This window comes from Comamonas sp. C11 (assembly GCF_024496285.1).
GTDB classification, from domain to species: Bacteria; Pseudomonadota; Gammaproteobacteria; order Burkholderiales; family Burkholderiaceae_C; genus Comamonas; species Comamonas testosteroni_F.
Genome location: NZ_CP101743.1, coordinates 5,205,219 through 5,219,659, shown reverse-complemented (window position 1 = coordinate 5,219,659; position 14,441 = coordinate 5,205,219). Strand labels below are relative to the sequence as shown.

The following is a 14,441-nucleotide window of genomic DNA, read 5'->3' as shown; positions in this document are numbered from 1 at the left end:
ATGCACTATTGTCTTTGTAGCAGTTGACAGTGTTGCGACATCCATGCCGAAGCCTGCTCGGCAGGTAATGGCGCTGACACGAGAAACCCTTGCATCATGGCACAGCCCATCTCTCTCAAAAGTTGCAGCTGTTCAGTGCTTTCCACACCCTCGGCCAGAATCTCCAGATGCAGGCTCTGGCCCATCTGCACGATGGCATTGACAATGGCCGCTGCATCCGGGTTGTGGGGCAGATCGGTCACGAACGAACGGTCGATCTTGAGCCGGTCTATGGGGTGCTTGCGCAGATAGGCAAGAGACGAGTAGCCGGTGCCGAAATCGTCGATCGCCAGTCCCACGCCCAGTGCCTTGAGGGCATGCAGAGTCTGCTGCATCTGGTTGCCCGAGAGCATCAGCGTGGTTTCTGTGACCTCGATATGCAGATAGCTGGCGTCCAGCCCCGTGTCGGCCAGTGCCTGCGCCACTTCCTTGACGACATCGCGCTGGCGGAATTCCTGCGCCGACAGGTTGACTGCCACAGGGATGGGGGGGAATCCTTGCTGCTGCCAGGCACGGGCTTGACGGCAGGCCTGATAGAGCACCCAGCGGTCCACTGCTGCGATCAGCCCCCGGTTTTCGGCAAAGCCGATGAACTCGTCGGGCGAGACCAGCCCACGGTGCGGGTGCTTCCAGCGCACCAGGGCTTCGAAGCCTGAAAGCTTGCCCGTCTGCATGAGGGTCTGCGGCTGGTAATGCAGCTCGAACTCACCGCGTTCCACGGCGTTGCGCAGCATTTGCTCCTGCATCAGCATGCGTGTGGCCCGGCTTTCGAGCGCAGGAGTGTAGAACTGGGAGAAGCTGCGGCCGTGACTCTTGGCCATCTGCATGGCGGCCTCGGAATTGCTCAGCAGGGACGCCGGACATTTCCCGTCCTTGGGATACATGGCGATGCCGACACTCACGGAGATCACCAGTTGAGTCCCTTCGATCAGGTAGGGAGCCTCTGCCGTGGCCCGAAGCCGCGTCAGCAGGGCCTCCGTCTCCAGCAGGCCGGGGTTGTCGGGCAGCACGACCACAAAGTCGTCGCTGCCGGTGCGGGCCACGATGTCCTGAGCACCTACAGTGCTTCGGAGCCGCTTTGCAAGCTCGCACAGCAGCAGATCCCCTGCCTGATGACTGAGCGAATCATTCACTGCCTTGAACTGGTCCAGGTCCAGCGACAGCACCGCCAGCCGCGATTGCTCGCCGGCAGCCCTGGCGATGGCGTCGGCCAGCAAATGGTTGAGGCGTGCCCGGTTGGGCAGATGTGTCAGCAGGTCATGCTGGGTCAGATAGTCCATGCGCTGGCGGGTCTGGAGGTTTGCGGTCAGGTCGCGCAGCAGGACGATGCGATGCCTGTCCTTTTCTCCTGGCATGGTGGAAGCCTCTATCTCGACGGGGATGAGCTGGCCGTTTTTGTGAATGATCACGGACTCGAGGCGATCTTCTCGCTCGCTGCGCATGTTCTGCAGCGCCCGCAGGCGCGCTTCAGGTGCCACGTAGTCGAGAACCGGCGTGCCGCGCAGCTCGTCAAGCGAGTAGCCAACCAGCCGGGCAAGTGCGTCATTGCCGTCCGTGATGATTCCGTCACGATGCAGCACGATGGCCTCGGTGGTGATCGCTGCGAATTTGCGCATGCGCTCTTCGCTGTCGCGTATCTGCTGTGACGCCAGATGGTGGTGGCTGACATCGGTCATCAGCGCCACAACGCCCTTGAGTACGCCTTTTTCTTCATGGGGGCGCAGTACTGCCTCGATGTGCTGCAGCCGGCCAATCTCGTTTTCGACCTGACGGGTGTAGCGCAGCGTCTGTGTGTTGTCGACGGTCACGGAGTCCAGATAAGGTTCGATCTGTGTCCAGACCAGCTCGCCCACAATGTCACGCACATCCATGCCCACTATGCTTTGCATGGTGTGACCAAAGTGCTCTGCATAGCGCGCGTTGGCAAAGCGACAGGCGCGTGTGTCGGCATCAAAATAAGCCAGCATAGCGGGCGCTGTATCGGCCACCAGTCGAAGAATGGCGTCCTCATCCCTCGGTTGCTGTGCTATCAACGTATCAGGCATGCGCCTCCCTTTTTTCTGGGAGTATTTATATAGGAATCAGGTCAGCCTCGAACATGAGATGTCCATCACGATAAGGGATTCTGAATTGCTTTATAGACAACTTGCAAAGACTATTGATACATCAAAGCGCTTGGTTATATAGAGGCCCTAGAACCTGAACATGTCCAAATCTGACGTTTCAACACATTCACAATGGCTGCAGCCGCACAACTTGCTGCGCCTCTCCGTAGTGGTGGCGCTGCTCACCATTGTGCTCAAGACACTGGCCTGGTGGCTGACCGGGTCGGTGGGGCTGTTGTCCGATGCGCTGGAGTCCTTTGTGAATCTGGCCGGTGCCATGTTTGCGCTGACCATGGTGACCGTGGCCAAGCGACCCGCGGATACCGAGCACCCATATGGACATTACAAGGCGGAGTACTTCTCGGCCGGTTTCGAAGGAGTGCTGGTCATAGGCGCCAGCCTGGCGATTGCCTGGGCGGCGCTGTCGCGGCTGTGGAACCCGCAACCACTGGAGCAGTTGAGCTGGGGCCTGATGCTGTCGGTGCTCAGCACGGTCTTCAACGGGCTGCTGGCCTGGGTCATGTTGCGCTCTTCACGCAAATACCGCTCCATGGCACTGGAGGGCGATGCGCGGCATCTGCTGACCGATGTCTGGACTTCGGTGGGCGTGGTGGTGGGTTTGCTGGCCGCAGCCTTGACGGGGTGGCTGTGGATGGATGCACTGGTGGCGCTGGCAGTGGCCGTGCATATCTGCGTGCAGGGCGTGCAACTGGTCTGGCAGTCCTCGCAAGGACTGATGGATCAGGCGCTGGACGCGCCGCGGCGTCTCAGGATTGACACGTTGCTGGACGGCTATGCCAAGCGCAACGAGGGTGTGAGCTTTGACAACATCTCCAGCCGCCAGGCGGGGGAGCGCAGCTTTGTGGACTTCCATATGCATGTTCCCGGCCAGTGGAGCGTGCAGCGGGCGGCACAATTGCGCTCGGAGATTGAAGTCGCGCTGCTGGAGGCCATTCCCGGCCTCTATGCCCGCATCGAGCTGCTGCCCATGGGCATGAACACGGTCAGCGAAGTGGCTGACGGAGAGCTGGGCGGCGCAGCACAAGGCACGGCCAAGGAAGGTTTCAGTACATGATGAGTGTGATTCAGCGCGTCAAGCAGGCGCGCGTGGAGGTCGACGGTCGTATTACGGGCCAGATCGACCAGGGCTTGCTGGCGCTGGTCTGTGCCGAGCGCGGCGATACCGAGGCCGAGGCCGACAAGTTGCTGGCCAAGATGCTCAAGCTGCGCATCTTCAGCGACGAGGCAGGCAAGATGAACAAAAGCCTGCAGGACATTGGCGGAGGACTGCTGGTGGTCAGCCAGTTCACGCTGGCGGCCGACACCAGAGGCGGCAATCGCCCCAGCTTTACCGCCGCCGCCGCGCCCGACGAAGGCCGACGCCTCTACGAATACTTTGTGGACCAGGCCAGGGTGGCCCACGCTCAGGTTCAGACCGGAGAGTTCGCCGCCGACATGCAGGTGCATCTGGTCAATGACGGGCCCGTGACCATCCCCATGCGCATGGAGCCTCAGGAATAGGCGAAGCCGGCCTGAGACCACATTCATCACCACGAGATCAAAAAAAGCTGTCCATGAAGAAATCCTGCAAGCCCTCTTTGTCCCTCATCGCCGCCGGTCTGATTCTGGGTCTGGCAGGCGCCAGCCTGCCCGTCCAGGCGCAGACCTTGAAGAAACCCGTGCTGGACGCACTGATTGCATCGTCCGCTGCGACCCCGCACGAATCCTTCAAGGCCTTTGTGCAGCAGGCTGTCAGGGTCGAGCCTGGCGTGGCGACGGCCGTGCAGCGCTATACGCGCGGCCAGACGCTGTCGGATGGCGAGCTCGCGGATATCGCCAGATTGCTGGGGGTATACAACCGTCTGACGCAGGAGACAGCGGTACTGGAGAGCCTGCAGCGCATGGTGGCGCTGCCCACGGTGCGCGATCCCAAGGTGCCTCCGCATGAAAGTCCGGCCATCCTGGACTTCGGCAAGCTCGTTGCATCCATGGCTGCCGAATTCGGGCTGCGCTTTCGCAATGTGGATAACCGCATCTTTGAGGTGACGCTGCCGGCCAATGCGGCGAATCGCGCCAGCGAGGCGACCGAGTTCGGCATTCTGACCCATGCCGATGTGGTGCCGGTGGTGCCTGCCGAATGGGTACTGGACGGCAAGCAGATCAACCCTTTCCAGGTCACCCGCGTGGGTGATCGGCTTTATGGGCGCGGCACGATTGACGACAAGGGCTCTATCGCCACCGTCCTGTATGCGATGAAGGCGGTCAAGGACAGCGGTCTGCCGCTCTCGCGCAGCATTCGCCTGATGATAGAGACCACCGAGGAAACCGGCGGCGATGCCATGAAGTACTACCAGAGCAAGACTGCGCTGCCCCAGTACAACATCGTGCTGGACAGCAAGTATCCGGCCGTGGTCGCTGAAAAGGGCACGGGCGCGCTCAAGGCCTTGTTTGCGGATGCCGCCGTGGATGCCGCCAAGCCTGCCATCACCGCCATGAGCGGCGCCGCCTCGGCCAACTCGATTGCGCAGACGGCCTCCGCCACTGTCTCCGCCACCGATGCGGCTGCGCTGGATCTGATCGCGCAGCGGCTCTCGAAGGAGAAGGATGATTTTGTGCATCGGCATGAGGCGCAGGGCAAGTTCGCCATCGACGTGCAGCGCGCAGAAGGCCAGGTCACGGTCAAGGTCACCGGCGCGTCGGCCCACGGCTCTCGTCCTGAAGAAGGGGTCAATCCCGTGCCGCGCCTGGCGCTGTTCCTGCAGCAGAGCCTGATGCCGGAGCAGGGCGCGGCGCTGCTGCAGCCCAATCAGTACAGTCAGGCCGTGCGCTATATCAATGGCGTGTTTGGCCTGGACTATCTGGGCCGGCAACTGGGCATTGCCTATGCCGATGATTTCATGGGGCCGCTCACGCTATCGCCCAATCTCATCAAGCCTGTTGATGGCAGGCTGGAGGTGACGGCCAATGCGCGCATGCCGCGGGGCAAGACGCCCGAGCAGCTGCGCGCCGAGGTGGAGCAGGGCATTGCCCGCTGGAGCGATACGGCCAAGGTGCCGGTCAGCGTGCAGTACACCCAGGGCAACTGGATGGCCCGCGACCCCAAGGGCGCGTGGCTGGGCACCTTGCTCAATATCTTTGGCGACACCACGGGGCTGGATGCCAGGCCCGTGCCTACCGCAGGCAGCACCACGGCCAAGCTCATGCCCAACGCCATCAACTTCGGTCCGGCGATGCCCGGCAAGAAGTACACGGCCCACAATGCGCTGGAGTATCAGGAGCTGCCGGATCTGCGCACGGACATGCAGATGTTCACCGAGATGCTGGTGCGCATCGGCAATCTGCAGCAAATGCAGTGACGGCAGCCCCGATGGCGGGGCTGGCTTGCGGTTACTGCATCACGTTCATGACGGCCAGCGTCATGGTTTCCACGCCGGTCTTGAACGTGGGTTCGGGTTCTGGGGCGAAGAAGGGTGAGTGATTGAAGGGCAGGGGCTTGCCACCGGGCTGACTGGCCTCGGCCACCTTCTTGGGGTCGTACACGCCCAGGGTGTAGAACATGGATGGCACACCCTGATTGATGAAGTCCGAGAAATCCTCGCTGGCCGTGATGGGCGAGATGGGGATCACATTGCGGTCGCCGAGCGCGGCCTTGAACAGCCTGACCGTGCGGCTTACCAGTGCCGCGTCGTTGACCACGGCATCCGAGCCTTTGACCAGCTTGATCTCGGGCGCAGGAGCCCCCGACATGGCGGCCTCGGCCTTGGCTGTGCGTTCTATGCCTTCGTGCATTCTGGTGCGCACCTCGCTCTTGTAGCTGCGGATCGTTCCCAGCAGCCGCGCCTGGTCGGGAATGATATTGCCCGCGCTGCCCGAATTGAAGGCGCCCACGGTGACCACTCCGAACTCCATGGGGTCTTTCTCGCGGCTGATCACGCCCTGTACATCGACCACAAAGCGCGAGGCCATGAGCACCGGGTCAATGCCTTTGTCCGGCATGGAGCCGTGGCTGCCACGGCCATGGAAAGTGATGTCCAGCGAGTCCGAATTGGAGGTCGCCGGCCCTGCCACATAGCCCACCATGCCATAAGGCATGGAGCCGGTATGCAGCGCAAAGGCATAGTCGGGCTTGCCGAACTTCTGGAACAGGCCATCGGCGAGCATGGCCTTGGCACCGGTCACGGTTTCCTCGGACGGCTGGGCCACGAACATCAGCGTGCCCTTCCATTGATTCTTCAGACCCAGCAGCGCCTGGGCCGTTCCCAGCCAGCTGGTCATATGCATGTCGTGGCCGCAGCTATGGGCGACAAAGCTCTCCTTGCCGTTGTACTGGGCCTTGGCCCTGCTCGCATAGGGCAGGCCGGTTTTTTCCTCCATGGGCAGGGCGTCCAGCTCGGTGCGCACCATGACGGTGGGACCCGCGCCATTGCGATAGATGGCGACCAGGCCGGTCTTGCCAATGCCCTCGGTGACTTCAAATCCCAGCTTGCGCATTTCGGCAGCCAGCTTGGCGGCGGTGCGCGTTTCCTGGAAACCCAGTTCGGGGTTGGCATGCAGGTCTTCGTAGATGCCGCGCAGCTGCGGATATATCTTGGCGATCAGCTGCTGCAGCTGGGGCTTGAGCGGCTGGGGATCCAGCTCTGCGGCCTGGGTCGAGGTCAGACTGGCGGCCAGCGCGGCGGCGACGCAGAACTTGCGGGTAAGGCTAGGGTGCATGTGAGGGTCTGTGGTTGGCTTCAAACAGAGGCGGCCCATGAAGACCGCGCTTTCAGACTAGGAGCATGTCTGCCCCGGATTGAAGAGGGGCAACCCGCAAATGGCACCGTGAATAGCGATGGCTCAAGGCTTTTGTGGCGCAGGCCCGGGATAATCCGCTCCCATGAATACCTCCACCAGCGCCGCCCAGGCCTCTGATTCCACCGCTTTCTCGGCGCTGCCCCTGTCCCCCGAAATGCTGGCCAACCTCCAGCAGCTCGGCTATGCGCAGATGACGCCCATCCAGGCCGCCAGCCTGCCGCTGACCCTGCAGGGCAGGGACCTGATCGCCCAGGCCAGCACCGGCAGCGGCAAGACGGCTGCCTTCGGCCTGCCTATGGTCGACCGCCTGAACCCGCGCTGGTTTGCCGTCCAGGCCCTGGTGCTGTGCCCCACGCGCGAGCTGGCCGACCAGGTCGCCACCGAAATCCGCCGCCTGGCGCGTGCGCAGGACAATATCAAGGTCGTCACCGTCTATGGCGGCGTGCCCTCGCGCAACCAGATCGCCTCGCTGGAAAACGGCGCTCACATCGTCGTCGGCACGCCTGGACGCGTGATGGACCTGATGGAGCGCGGCAAGCTCAACATCGGCAACCTCAAGACCCTGGTGCTGGACGAGGCCGATCGCATGCTGGACATGGGTTTTCTCGGCGATATCGAAACCGTGGTGCGCCAATGTCCGGCGGATCGTCAGACCTTGCTGTTCTCGGCCACCTACCCCGATGGCATTGCCTCGCTGGCCAGCCGCTTCATGCGCGATCCGCAGACCGTCAAGGTTGCGACCCAGCACAGCGCGGGCAAGATCGCGCAGCGCTGGTACGAAGTCGGTGCTAGAGAAAAAGTGGGCACGGTGGCCAGGCTGCTGGCGCACTTCCGTCCCGAATCAAGCATTGCCTTTTGCAATACCAAGCAGCAATGCCGCGATGTGGTGAGCGAGCTGCAGGCCCAGGGCTTCAGCGCTCTGGCCCTGTTCGGCGAGCTGGAACAGCGCGAGCGCGACGAGGTGCTGGTGCAGTTTGCCAACAAGAGCTGCAGCGTGCTGGTCGCCACCGATGTGGCGGCGCGCGGTCTGGACATTGCCGACTTGTCTGCCGTCATCAATGTGGATGTCACCCCCGACCCCGAGGTCCATATCCACCGTATCGGCCGCACCGGCCGTGGCGATGCCGAAGGGCTGGCGCTGAATCTGGTCAGCATGGACGAGATGGGCAGCGTTGGCAAGATCGAGCAGTTGCAAGGCCGTGCTTCGCAATTCTTCCCCGTGGACGAGCTCACGCCTGCCGCCGGTGGCGAGCTGCTGCCGCCCATGATGACCATCCAGATCATCGGCGGGCGCAAGGAAAAGATCCGCGCCGGCGACGTGATGGGCGCCATGTGCGCCGACTTCGGCTATAGCCGCGAGCAGATCGGCAAGATCAGCGTCAACGACTTTTCCACCTATGTGGCCGTGGATCGCAAGATTGCTTCGGCGGCCTGCGCAAAGCTCAATGCAGGCAAGGTCAAGGGCAAGACGGTCAAGGCTCGTCTGCTCTGAAAATATCAGTCAAGTTGGCCTGTAGCGTTTATCTATCAAGCGCTGCGTGCTCACAAAAAAGCCTTCTCGGTCACGAGAAGGCTTTTTGCTTTGGGCGGCGCTTCAGCCTTTGGCGAAGAACAGCCCTGCCATCACCAGCCCCGTGGCCACAATGCCCCAGCGCAGGACATGGGGTGCAATCTTGCGCGCCACGCGGGCGCCCAGATAGCCGCCCAGGGTGGCGGCCACCATCATGACTAGGGCCTGCTTCCATTCCACAATGCCGCCCACGGCGTAGATCACCACGGCAATCGCCGTCAGCAGGGCTGAGACCAGGTTCTTCATGCCGTTCATGGCGTTGAGCGAGGTCTGGCCCAGCAGGCCGAACAAGGCCAGCAGCAAAATGCCCAGGCCACCGTTGAAGTAGCCGCCATAGATGGCCACGATCAGCATGCCTGCAGCGGCCTTGGCCACCGATGGGGTGGCATGGGCTGCGTTCTTGCCCGCAGCCCAGGCGCGCAGCTGCGGCCCGAAGGCAAACATGGCGGTGGCGGCCAGCAGCAGCCAGGGCACGACCTTGCGGAAGGTGGCGTCGGGCGTGAACAGCAGCAGCGCCGCACCGGCGGAGCCGCCGATCAGGGACAGAGCCACCACCTGTTTCATGGACAGGCCCGGCGGGGACTGCATATCGTCCTTGAAGCCCCAGGCGCCGGCCATATAGCCCGGCAGCAGGGCCACGGTTCCCGTGGCATTGGCAATCACGGGCGGCACGCCGGTGAAGACCAGCGCGGGAAGGGTCAGAAAGCTGCCGCCACCGGCGACCGCGTTGAGCGCGCCGGCCGTGAAAGCTGCGGCCAGCAAAAGGGCGAGGTGGCCCAGGTTCTCCATGTTCTTGTCTCCTGATTCCGGGAATCGGCTTTGCGCCTTGTTGTGTGCGTGATCTTAGGCGATGGCCTGTATCGCTTCTTGCGCAGTTAATTATTTTTGGAAATAAAAGAATGTGAAAACGGTATTTTGAGGAATAAGTGATTGTTTTGACAATCAACTCCTTAGTTAAGGAGTTTTGCCGTGAATCTGCCCCGTTTCCTTTCCCGCACCGCCTGGGCCATGCTGGCTGCAAGCTGTGTATCGGGCGCAGCCATGGCTCAGCAGCCGGAGTTTCCGGCTCGCTCCGTCAGGCTGGTGGTGGCCAACGGCCCCGGCAGCGCCCCGGATCTGCTGGCCCGTCAGGTGGGCAATCTGGTGGGCAGGGACTGGAAGCAGGCCATCGTGGTGGAAAACAAGGGCGCGGCCGGCGGTGTCTCGGCCGTGGATGCCGTAGTCAAGGCCCAGCCCGATGGCTACACCCTGCTGGTGGGCGGCGACAGCGCCATCACCATCATGCCGAATGTGCAGCGCAACCTTCCCTATGACGTCAAGAACGACCTGGTGCCGGTGACCAAGCTGGGCCAATCCGACTTCGTGCTGGTGGCCAATCCCCGCAAGGGCTTCAAGACCTTGCAGGACTTTGTGGCTTATGCCAAGACCCACCCGGGCAAGATCAACTATGCCTCCTCGGGCACGGGCGGCGCCCAGCATCTGGCCATGGAGCAGTTCAAGCAGCGCGCAGGCTTTTTCGCCACGCATATTCCCTATCGCGGCGGCCCTCAGGGCCTGCAGGATGTGCTGGCCGGCCAGGTCGATGTGATGCTGATTGCGATCGCTCCGGCGCTCACCCAGATCCAGAGCGGCAAGCTCACGGCGCTGGCCGTGTCCGGTCTGCAGCGACACGCCCTGCTGCCCCAGGTGCAGGCCCTGGCCGAGAGTTACAAGGGCTTTGAGGCTGGTGCCTGGTTCGGTTTGTTCGCACCCAAGGGCACGCCCGCTGCCGTGGTCCAGGCCATCGCCCAGGATACGGACAAGGCGCTCAAGGACCCCGAGCTGCGCAAGAGCCTGCTGCAGCAAGGCATCACCCCCGTGGGTGAGGGCCAACAAGTGTTTGCCAAACAGATCAAGACCGAAGATGTGCGCGTTGCCCAACTGGTGCGCAGCATTGGCCTGAGCGTGGAGTAACGGTGTCAGGCACCAGCGAAAAGCGGCCTAGGCCGCTTTTCTTTTGCTCGAGAGGACCGGGTCAGAAGCTGTAACGCAGGCCGATCGAGATTTCGCTGGCCGTCAGCTTGGCACGCATCTGCTCGTCCTGCAGGCCGCGGACGTTGGCGAAGTTGTTGGCTCCGCTCTTGGCCTGGCCCATGTCGACATAGCGCCAGCCCAGGTCGATGCTGAGCGTCTGGATAGGCGAATAGCTGACGCCAAAACCCACGGAGTACGCCAGATTGTTCTGGGTGTCGCTGATGTACTGACGGCCCGGATTGCCCTGCCAGCCGCTTGACTCCACACGGGCCAGGCCCAGGCCGGTCATTCCGTACAGCGAGAACCGGGCGCTCAGGGGGAAATCCTTGTATGCATTGACCATCAGGCGCTGCGAGCGGATCTGGTGGTGGTTGAAGCTGGTGGGGAAGCGGGTGGAGCCGCTGGTGAACTCATTGTTCTTGGGCAGGGTGTACTCGGCTTCCACGCGCCAGTTCGACGGGAGCTGATAACCAAGGGCCAGGGAGCCTCCTGTTGCGGTATTCGCCTCGTCGCCAGGCACGAACTGGCCCAGGCCGGGGCGGGCGCTGGAGTCCATGTCGTGGGCTTGATAGCGTGCGGAATTGATTCGCAGGGCTCCGTAGTAGCTATCGTCGGCAAAAGCGCTGCCAGCGACAGTCAGGATCAGCAGGGGGACAATACGTTGAAATTTCACGAAAAATCCTAGATCCGATTACTTCAGCAGGTCCTGCACCTTGGCCAGGGCTGCCTGTGCGCATTGGTCGTCCAGATGGCCGCCGGGTGCACCGGCCACGCCCACGGCACCGATCACCTCATTGCCCACTTTCACGGGCACGCCGCCGCCCAGCAGCAGGAAGCCGGGGATGTCCTTGAGGTTGGCTGCACCGGCGTTCTTCTGGGAGTTTTCCATGATGGCAAGCGTTGGCGCCTTGGCCGATGCCGAGGTGAAGGCCTTTTCGCGGCTGGCTTCCACGGTGTGCGGGCCGGCATTGTCGGCACGCTGCACGGCGCGCACGCCGCCGGCGCGATCGACCACGGTGGCGGTCACGGCATAGCTGTTGGCGGTGCAGGCCGCGACGGACTGGGCGGCGATCTGGTTGGCCAGCTCCAGCGACATAGTCTTTTCCGTGCGCACGGCCTGGGCGCTGGCGGTGCCGGCGGTCAGGGTGGCCAGAGTCAGGGCGGCAAGTGTCAGAGTGTGCTTCATGCGTTTTTCCGGGTGGATGGGTATGAACGCAACTGTAGAAAAACGCCACCCGGGCGTCCATGCGGCAGGCTACGCGCCTACCTCCGTAGAACTACGGAGCGGCGTCCTCGACCAGGGCCGCGTAGCGCCGGATGAGCATGGCCAGCGAGTCGGTCTCCAGCTTGGCGAACAGGTTGGCGCGGTGGGTCTCCACCGTGCGCGGCGAGAGCGACAGCGCGCGGCCGATCTCCTTGTTGGTGAGGCCCTCCACGATCAGCCCCAGCACCTCGCATTCGCGGCTCGAGAGCTGTGCATAACGCTCGCGCGCCTGCCGGTCGGCCTGGTGGCGATCGCGCGAGCGCACATGCTGGCGCACGGAGGCTTGCAGCGCCTCGATGAGCAGCTCGTCATCGACCGGCTTCTCAAGGAATTCCGCAGCCCCGGCCTTGAAGGCGCGGCGGCACATCTCCACGGTTCCATGGCCCGTGAGCATGATCACAGGCTGATCCACCCCTTGTGCCACCAGCCTGTCCAGCACTGCCAGCCCGCTGGTGCCAGGCATGCGCACGTCGAGCACGATGGCGCCCACGTCGCTGCGGTCGAATTCGGCGAGAAAGGCATGCGGATCGGCCCAGGTCTGGACGCGCAGGCCTACCGTACCTATGAGCAGAGCCAGGCTGTCGCGCACGGCGGCATCGTCGTCCACAAGGTGAATCAAGGGCGAGAGGGAAGAGGTCATGGCGCGTTCAAGGCTGGTGGGCCAGCGGGAGCAGCAGATGGAATTCGGCTCCAGGCCAGTCGGCTGGCGAAGGAGAGGGGGACGCCAGCGTGAGCTCGCCTCCCATCGCCTGCGCCAGGCTTTCCGACAGCGACAGGCCCAATCCCAGGCCCCCGGAGCGTGTGGTGTAGAACGGCGTGAACAAGCGCGCTCGCGCCTCGGGCGCGACGCCGGGGCCGGTGTCGCGCACGCTCAGCAGGACTCGCGCGCCCTGGGGGCTCAGCGTGAGGCGCAAGCGGCGCTGGCCGGGCTCGGTCTGCTCCATGGCCTGCAGCGCATTCATCACCAAGTTGTGGATGATCTGTTGCAAGGCCACAGGCTCGGCGCGCACGGCTGGCAGGTCTGCGGGTGCATCCACCTGCACGGCAATGCTGCGGCGGCGCAGTTCGGGCTCCAGCAGGTGCAGTGCATCATGCACGGCGGTGGGAAGGGGCAGAGTCTGGACCTGACCTGACAGATCGGGCCGCTCGACCACGCGGCGCAGGCGTCCCACGACGGCACTGGCGCGCCTTGCCTGGGCCACGGCCTGATTCATGGCATGGCGCGCCATGCCCAGATCTGGCTCCTCATCGCCCAGCAGGCGCTGCGCCGCCTGGGTATTGGCCAGCAGCGCGGTCAGCGGCTGGTTGAGTTCATGTGCCATACCCGCGGCCAGTTCGCCGAGCTGGTTGAGGCGGGCGACCTGGCCCAGACGCAACAGCTCTTCTGCCCGGCGTGTGGCCACGCGCTGGCGCCGCAGGGTGCGCAGCGCGGCCATTGCTGCAGCGCTGGCCGCCGCCCAGGCCAGCATGATGGCCCAGGGCAGCTCGCTCCAGCCCACGTCGCGCTCCAGCATCACATCGAAAGGCTGGCTCTGCGAGGCCAGCAGCTTGTGAAAGTCGTAATGCCAGCCGCGCTCCAGTTGCCGCCCGGCCTGCACGGTAAAGACCTGTCCCTGATACTGAAGCCGCACGCGCACTGGACTGGTCTGGGCATCCATGGGCCACTCGTCCCAGGGAATGGTGGCATGCAGATCCAGCAGCAGGGCGTGGTCGGCGGCTGGGCCAGCAAGCGCCAGCCATACCCGGCCTCTGGGCAGGTCGGCCCGGGCCAGTTCGGCATGGCCGCTTTGCAGCGAGCGCGCCTCGGCCATATCCAGCGCGGCACCCAGGTCATGGGGCCAGTCAGCCGGCCAACTGCTGTCCGGCAGGCGGCGCAGTACCTCGATGATCTGCGGATAGGCAGCAGGCAGGCGCGGCAGCGGCAGGGCTACCTTGGCACTTTGGTCTTCCGCAGGTGGCTGCAGCAGGGGCAGCATGGCCATCACCGCATCGTGTTGCACGGCGCGCTGGCTCAGCAGCCGGTGCACGATGCGCGCATCCGTCACGAATGCATCCTCCAAGGCCAGCAACCGCGCATGCACGAGCCAGCCTGCGCCCGCAATGGCTACCAGGGCCCAGGCCAGCAGCCAGGCCAGGGGGCGGCTCCAGTGGGGGATGATCATGGCCGGAGTTGTCGTGACTTACTTGGCGTAAGGGTCTTCGTAACCCATCTCCTTCATGATGTCGGTCTCGTAAGCCTCCATCTCTTCCGCGTCTTCCTCGCTGGTCTCGTGATCCCAGCCCTGGGCATGCAGCGTGCCATGCACCAGCAGATGGGCGTAATGCTCTTCCAGGCTCTTGTTCTGCTCCTGTGCCTCGCGCTCCACCACGGGGGCGCAGAGCACCAGATCGGCCATCACGGTCGGCTCCTGCTGATAGTCGAAGGTCAGCACATTGGTCGCGTAGTCCTTCTGGCGGTACTCGCGGTTGAGCTTGCGGCCTTCCTCGGCATCGACGATGCGCACCGTGATCTCGGCATCCACGGCCAGCGCATGGCGGATCCAGCGCGTGACGCGGCTGCGGCTCAGCAGTTCGCGGTGGGCGGCGGCCTCGGCGCTGGGGCCGAATTGCAGCGATAGTTGCAGTTGATTCAAGGTCATTTTGGCTTTTAGCCCTT

The 14,441-nt window shown here is 63.5% G+C and carries 13 protein-coding genes; 5 read left to right on the top strand and 8 right to left on the bottom strand.

All coding sequences use genetic code 11. The annotated features are described in order from the left end of the window. Positions 1-5: 5 nt before the first annotated feature. Positions 6-2,084: a bifunctional diguanylate cyclase/phosphodiesterase gene (locus tag NOX35_RS24080; RefSeq protein WP_256495003.1), complete on the bottom strand. Its 2,079-nt coding sequence runs from the start codon at positions 2,082-2,084 to the stop codon at positions 6-8. A 160-nt stretch (positions 2,085-2,244) separates the two neighbouring features. On the opposite strand from NOX35_RS24080, the gene NOX35_RS24075 reads away from it, so the two are divergent. Genes NOX35_RS24075 through NOX35_RS24065 form a run of 3 tightly spaced genes read left to right on the top strand, consistent with a single transcriptional unit; the run spans position 2,245 to position 5,500 of the window. Beyond that, complete coding sequence (locus tag NOX35_RS24075) at positions 2,245-3,219, top strand: cation diffusion facilitator family transporter (RefSeq protein WP_256495002.1); 975 nt, start codon at positions 2,245-2,247, stop codon at positions 3,217-3,219. Next, a complete protein-coding gene (gene dtd, locus NOX35_RS24070; RefSeq protein WP_256495000.1) occupies positions 3,216-3,665 on the top strand; it encodes a D-aminoacyl-tRNA deacylase in 450 nt (149 codons plus the stop codon). Before NOX35_RS24075 ends, dtd begins: the two co-directional genes overlap by 4 nt. A gap of 53 nt (positions 3,666-3,718) precedes the next feature. Continuing rightward, positions 3,719-5,500, top strand: a complete 1,782-nt coding sequence (locus NOX35_RS24065; RefSeq protein ID WP_256494998.1) for a dipeptidase — start codon at positions 3,719-3,721, stop codon at positions 5,498-5,500. A 31-nt stretch (positions 5,501-5,531) separates the two neighbouring features. On the opposite strand, the gene NOX35_RS24060 is transcribed toward NOX35_RS24065, so the two are convergent. Beyond that, positions 5,532-6,857 carry an amidohydrolase gene (locus NOX35_RS24060; protein WP_182284732.1) on the bottom strand — a complete coding sequence of 442 codons (1,326 nt, stop codon included), beginning with the start codon at positions 6,855-6,857 and terminating at the stop codon, positions 5,532-5,534. Positions 6,858-7,020: 163 nt separating this feature from the next. Here NOX35_RS24060 and dbpA point away from each other — a divergent pair, with 163 nt between their 5' ends. After that, the gene (gene dbpA / locus NOX35_RS24055; protein ID WP_256494997.1) at positions 7,021-8,430 is read left to right on the top strand and encodes an ATP-dependent RNA helicase DbpA; all 1,410 of its coding nucleotides are present in this window, start codon (positions 7,021-7,023) and stop codon (positions 8,428-8,430) included. Positions 8,431-8,532: 102 nt separating this feature from the next. On the opposite strand, the gene NOX35_RS24050 is transcribed toward dbpA, so the two are convergent. Further along, on the bottom strand, positions 8,533-9,297 hold the full coding sequence (locus NOX35_RS24050) for a sulfite exporter TauE/SafE family protein (protein WP_182284730.1): 765 nt from the start codon (positions 9,295-9,297) through the stop codon (positions 8,533-8,535). A 180-nt stretch (positions 9,298-9,477) separates the two neighbouring features. Between NOX35_RS24050 and NOX35_RS24045 the strand changes: the two genes are divergently transcribed. Further along, on the top strand, positions 9,478-10,461 hold the full coding sequence (locus NOX35_RS24045) for a tripartite tricarboxylate transporter substrate binding protein (RefSeq protein ID WP_182284729.1): 984 nt from the start codon (positions 9,478-9,480) through the stop codon (positions 10,459-10,461). A gap of 61 nt (positions 10,462-10,522) precedes the next feature. Here the strand turns inward: NOX35_RS24045 and NOX35_RS24040 are convergent, their stop codons facing one another. From NOX35_RS24040 to ybeY, 5 genes are all read right to left on the bottom strand, one after another. After that, positions 10,523-11,194: an outer membrane protein gene (locus NOX35_RS24040; RefSeq protein WP_256494996.1), complete on the bottom strand. Its 672-nt coding sequence runs from the start codon at positions 11,192-11,194 to the stop codon at positions 10,523-10,525. 18 nt (positions 11,195-11,212) lie between these two features. Continuing rightward, positions 11,213-11,707, bottom strand: a complete 495-nt coding sequence (locus NOX35_RS24035; RefSeq protein WP_182284727.1) for a heme-binding protein — start codon at positions 11,705-11,707, stop codon at positions 11,213-11,215. Between the two features lie 91 nt (positions 11,708-11,798). After that, entirely contained in the window at positions 11,799-12,425 is a 627-nt protein-coding gene (locus NOX35_RS24030; RefSeq protein ID WP_182284726.1) for a response regulator transcription factor, read from the bottom strand. A gap of 7 nt (positions 12,426-12,432) precedes the next feature. Then, positions 12,433-13,947 carry a sensor histidine kinase gene (locus NOX35_RS24025; protein WP_182284725.1) on the bottom strand — a complete coding sequence of 505 codons (1,515 nt, stop codon included), beginning with the start codon at positions 13,945-13,947 and terminating at the stop codon, positions 12,433-12,435. Between the two features lie 18 nt (positions 13,948-13,965). Then, positions 13,966-14,424: an rRNA maturation RNase YbeY gene (gene ybeY, locus NOX35_RS24020; protein ID WP_182284724.1), complete on the bottom strand. Its 459-nt coding sequence runs from the start codon at positions 14,422-14,424 to the stop codon at positions 13,966-13,968. Between the last annotated feature and the right edge of the window lie 17 nt (positions 14,425-14,441).

What these genes read in the sequence shown, in the direction of transcription:
- NOX35_RS24065 (WP_256494998.1), top strand. Translation starts at nt 3,719, where the DNA reads ATGAAGAAATCCTGCAAGCCCTCTTTGTCCCTCATCGCCGCCGGTCTG.
- NOX35_RS24075 (WP_256495002.1), top strand. Translation starts at nt 2,245, where the DNA reads ATGTCCAAATCTGACGTTTCAACACATTCACAATGGCTGCAGCCGCAC.
- dbpA (WP_256494997.1), top strand. Translation starts at nt 7,021, where the DNA reads ATGAATACCTCCACCAGCGCCGCCCAGGCCTCTGATTCCACCGCTTTC.
- NOX35_RS24050 (WP_182284730.1), bottom strand. Translation starts at nt 9,297, where the DNA reads ATGGAGAACCTGGGCCACCTCGCCCTTTTGCTGGCCGCAGCTTTCACG.
- ybeY (WP_182284724.1), bottom strand. Translation starts at nt 14,424, where the DNA reads ATGACCTTGAATCAACTGCAACTATCGCTGCAATTCGGCCCCAGCGCC.
- NOX35_RS24080 (WP_256495003.1), bottom strand. Translation starts at nt 2,084, where the DNA reads ATGCCTGATACGTTGATAGCACAGCAACCGAGGGATGAGGACGCCATT.
- NOX35_RS24060 (WP_182284732.1), bottom strand. Translation starts at nt 6,857, where the DNA reads ATGCACCCTAGCCTTACCCGCAAGTTCTGCGTCGCCGCCGCGCTGGCC.
- dtd (WP_256495000.1), top strand. Translation starts at nt 3,216, where the DNA reads ATGATGAGTGTGATTCAGCGCGTCAAGCAGGCGCGCGTGGAGGTCGAC.
- NOX35_RS24025 (WP_182284725.1), bottom strand. Translation starts at nt 13,947, where the DNA reads ATGATCATCCCCCACTGGAGCCGCCCCCTGGCCTGGCTGCTGGCCTGG.
- NOX35_RS24030 (WP_182284726.1), bottom strand. Translation starts at nt 12,425, where the DNA reads ATGACCTCTTCCCTCTCGCCCTTGATTCACCTTGTGGACGACGATGCC.
- NOX35_RS24035 (WP_182284727.1), bottom strand. Translation starts at nt 11,707, where the DNA reads ATGAAGCACACTCTGACACTTGCCGCCCTGACTCTGGCCACCCTGACC.